At 74.4% G+C, this 3,958-nt stretch carries 1 pseudogene; it reads right to left on the bottom strand.

Annotated elements, in window-relative coordinates:
* A pseudogene (locus CFN78_RS29080) lies at window positions 1–3,926 on the bottom strand (type I polyketide synthase); the annotation flags it as partial.
* Window positions 3,927–3,958: the final 32 nt, after the last annotated feature.

The raw sequence follows: 3,958 nt of genomic DNA, 5'->3' as shown, positions 1-3,958 counted from the left end.
CGCACCAAACCCCACACCGCACCACCACCCACATCAACCCCAGAACCCACCACCGGACCCACCGCACCCCGAGTCACCAACACCAAACACGAACCCGCAAAACGCCCATCCCCCAACCACTCCCGCAGCACTGCCAGCACCCGCGAGGCCTCTCCGGCGGAGTCCGCGGGATCAGCACCACCCACCGGCAGGCACACGAAGTCCGGAACCTCGCCTGCGGGCAGCGACGCGCCCGGTTCCAGCAGCACCGAGGAGCCGACCGGCGTCTCGGGGCGCGAGGTGGTCTGTACCACCGGCCAGTCCACCGTGAGCAGCGTGTCGCGCACGTCCTGGCCGGTGGAACCCGGCGACTGGGTGGGGGCGCGCAGCGCGAGGGACTCCACCGAGATCACCGGGTCACCGGCCGGGTCCACCGCCCGCAGCCGCAGGCCGGTCGGGTGCTGGCTCCACCGCACCCGCAGTACCGAGGCGCCGCCCGCGTGCAGGCTGACCCCGCGCCAGGAGAACGGCATCAGGTTGCGGCCCTCGTTGGCCGGAACGAACGCGCTCGCCTGGAGCGCGGCGTCCAGGAGCGCGGGGTGCAGGCCGAATTCGCCGGCTTCGGGGCTGCGGCCGTCCAGCCGCTCGGGGAGCGCCACCTCCGCGCAGATGTCCTCGCCGACCCGCCAGACCGTGCGCAGACCGCGGAACACCGGGCCGTAGACGAGCCCACTGTCCGCCAGGGAGTCGTAGTGCCCGGCCACGTCCAGCTCGACAGCCCCGGCCGGCGGCCACTGCTCGGTGTCCATTTCGGACACTCGCTCGCCGACTCGGATCGTACCGTCCGCGTGCCGGGTCCAGCCGTCCTCGGGACGGCGGACGGAGCGGGAATGCACGCGGACCTCGCGCACTCCGGCGTCGTCCGGCTCACCGATCCAGACCTGGACGGCGACGCCGTCCCGCGCGTCCAGCACCAGCGGCGCGGACAGGGTCAGCTCCTCCACCCGGTCGCAACCGACCTGGTCGGCGGCGCGCAGGACCAGCTCCAGGAAACCCGTGCCGGGGAAGACCGCCACGTCGCCGAGCACGTGGTCGGCCAGCCACGGCTGGGCGGCCACGGACAGACGACCGGCCACGATCGTCGCGCCACGTTCGGCCGGTTCGGCCGCCGCGCCCAGCAGCGGGTGGTCCAGCGGAACCAGCCCGAGTCCGGCGGCATCGCCGGAGCCGCCGGCGCCGGCCACCGGCCAGAACCGCTCCCGCTGGAACGGATAGGTCGGCAGGTCCACCGGCGCCGAGGCGGTCCCGGCGAAGAACGCCGTCCAGTCCACCGGCACCCCGGCCGCGTGCAGTTCGGCGATCGCGCGGACCAGCGCCGCCCGCTCGTCCCGGCCGCCGCGCAGGGTCGGGACAACCACCGGGTCCGGCCCGGATTCGGGGGTGGAGGCGGGGTCGGCCAGTGCGCCGGGAACCATCGCGGCCAGCGAGCCGCCGGGACCGATCTCCACGAACCTGGTCACCCCGGCCGCGGCAAGTGCCCGCACCCCGTCGGCGAAGCGGACCGGGGCGCGGACGTGCTCGACCCAGTGCTCCACGTCGGTCAGCTTCGCGTCGACCGGGGCCCCGACGCGACAGGACACCACGGGGATCTGCTGGCCGTCGGACTCCAGTTCGCCCAGCGCGGCACGGAACTCGTCGAGCATCGGCTCCATCAGCGGCGAGTGGAATGCGTGGCTGACCACCAGTCGCCGGACCCGCCGGCCACGGCCGGCCAGGTCGTCCAGCAGCGCGGCCACCTGGTCGGTCGCGCCGGAGACGACCACCGACTCCGGCCCGTTGACCGCGGCGATCGCCACGTCGGGACCGAGCAGCGGAACGATCTCGGCCTCACCGGCGGCGACCGCGGCCATCGCTCCGCCGGTGGGCAGGGCGCCCATCAGCCGAGCCCGGATGGCCACCACCGCGCACGCCGACCGCAGCGACAGCGCACCGCTGACGTGCGCGGCGGCCAGCTCGCCGACCGAGTGCCCGAGCACGTGGTCCGGCCGCACCCCCCAGGACTCCAGCAGCCGGAACAGGGCCACCTCCACCGCGAACAAGGCAGGCTGGGTCCACCGGGTCTCGTCCAGCGGCCCAGGCTCCATACCCCACATCACTTCCCGCAGCGGAAAGTCGAGGTGGCGGTTCAGTTCGGCCTCGACGGCATCGAACGCCTCGGCGAAGATCGGATACCCGGCGTGCAGCGCGCGGCCCATGCCCAGTCGCTGGGCGCCCTGGCCGGAGAACAGGAACGCGGTCCGCCCGGCGGGTGCCTCGGCGGCGGCGCCGACCACACCTCGGATCACCTCGGCGGGTCGCTCGCCCGCGGCGAGCGCGGCCAGTGCTCGGCGCGCGGTTTCCCGGTCGCCGGCCACCACGGCCGCGCGGTGATCGAACGCCGTGCGCGTGGTCGCCAGCGCCCGGCCGACCACGGCCGGTTCGGGGCACGAGTCGGAGTCCAGGGCGGCCGCCAGGTCCGCGGCGCGCTCACGCAGCGCCGCCGGTGTGTGGGCGGAGAGCACCCATGGCACGAACTGCGCGGGCATCCGGCTGGGTTCGCCGGGCCCGGCAGGCTCGGGGTCGGCGTCCTGCTCGACGATCACGTGGGTGTTGGTTCCGCTGGCCCCGAAGGAGGACACCGCCGCCCGGCGGGCTCGCTCGACGGCCGGCCAGTCGGTGGGCTCGGTCAGCAGCGACACCCGCCCGGACGACCAGTCCACGTGCGTGGACGGAGTCTCCGCGTGCAGCGTTCGGGGCAACACGCCGTTGCGCATGGCCTGCACGACCTTGATCACCCCGGCCACGCCGGCGGCGGACTGGGTGTGTCCGATGTTGGACTTGACCGAGCCGAGCAGCAGGGGCTCGTCCCGATCCTGGCCGTAGGTCGCCAGCAGGGACCGGGCCTCGATCGGATCGCCGAGCGCGGTGCCGGTGCCGTGCGCCTCGACCACGTCGACGTCGGCGGGGCGGAGCCGGGCGTCGGCCAGCGCGGCTCGGATGACCCGCTGCTGGGCCGGGCCGCTCGGCGCGGTCAGACCGTTGGAGGCGCCGTCGGAGTTGACCGCGCTACCACGGATCAGCGCCAGCACCGGGTGTCCGTGCCGACGCGCGTCGGACAGCCGTTCCAGCACCAGCAGCCCGGCGCCCTCGGCCCAACCGGTGCCGTCGGCGGAGTCGGCGAACGCCCGGCATCGCCCGTCCCGGGACAGCGCGCCTTGCAGGGCGAACTCCAGGAAACCGGCCGGGGAGGACATCACGGTCACGCCGCCGGCCAGGGCGAGGCCGCACTCCCCCGCGCGCAGCGCCCGCACGGCCAGGTGCAGGGCCACCAGCGAGGACGAGCAGCCGGTGTCCACCGACAAGGTGGGCCCCTGGAGGCCGAAGGTGTAGGCGAGCCGGCCGGACAGCAGACTGCCCGACTGCGCGGACCGCCAGTCCACGCCCAGCAGCGGAACCCGGTAGTCGCCGGTGCCGCCGCCGACGAACACGCCGGTGTCCGTGCCGCGAAGCGACGTCGGGTCGAACCCGGACCGCTCCAGCCCCTCCCAGGCGACCTCCAGCAGCAGCCGCTGCTGGGGGTCCATCACCAGCGCGTCGCGCGGCGCGATCCGGAAGAAGGCCGGGTCGAACCCGGCGACGTCGTCGAGGAAGCCGCCGTGGCGAGGCACGGTCTGGGCGAAGGCGTCCAACGCGGCGAAGTCCCAGCCGCGATCGTCCGGCATGTCACCGATCGCGTCCACACCCCCGTCCACCAGCCGCCACAGGTCCTCCGGTGAGCGAACGCCGCCGGGATAGCGGCAGGCCATACCCACGATCGCCACCGGTTCGGTGGCCGCGGCCACCAGTCGCTGGTTCTGCCGGCGCAAGGTGTCGGCCTGCTTCACCGCGGAGCGCAGCGCGTCGAGCACCTTTTCTGGGGAGGAGGTCATGGTCGAACCCT

Origin of the sequence: Amycolatopsis antarctica, assembly GCF_002262875.1 — a bacterium.
Classification (GTDB): domain Bacteria; phylum Actinomycetota; class Actinomycetes; order Mycobacteriales; family Pseudonocardiaceae; genus Amycolatopsis; species Amycolatopsis antarctica.
This window is presented reverse-complemented; position numbering and strand designations above follow the sequence as displayed.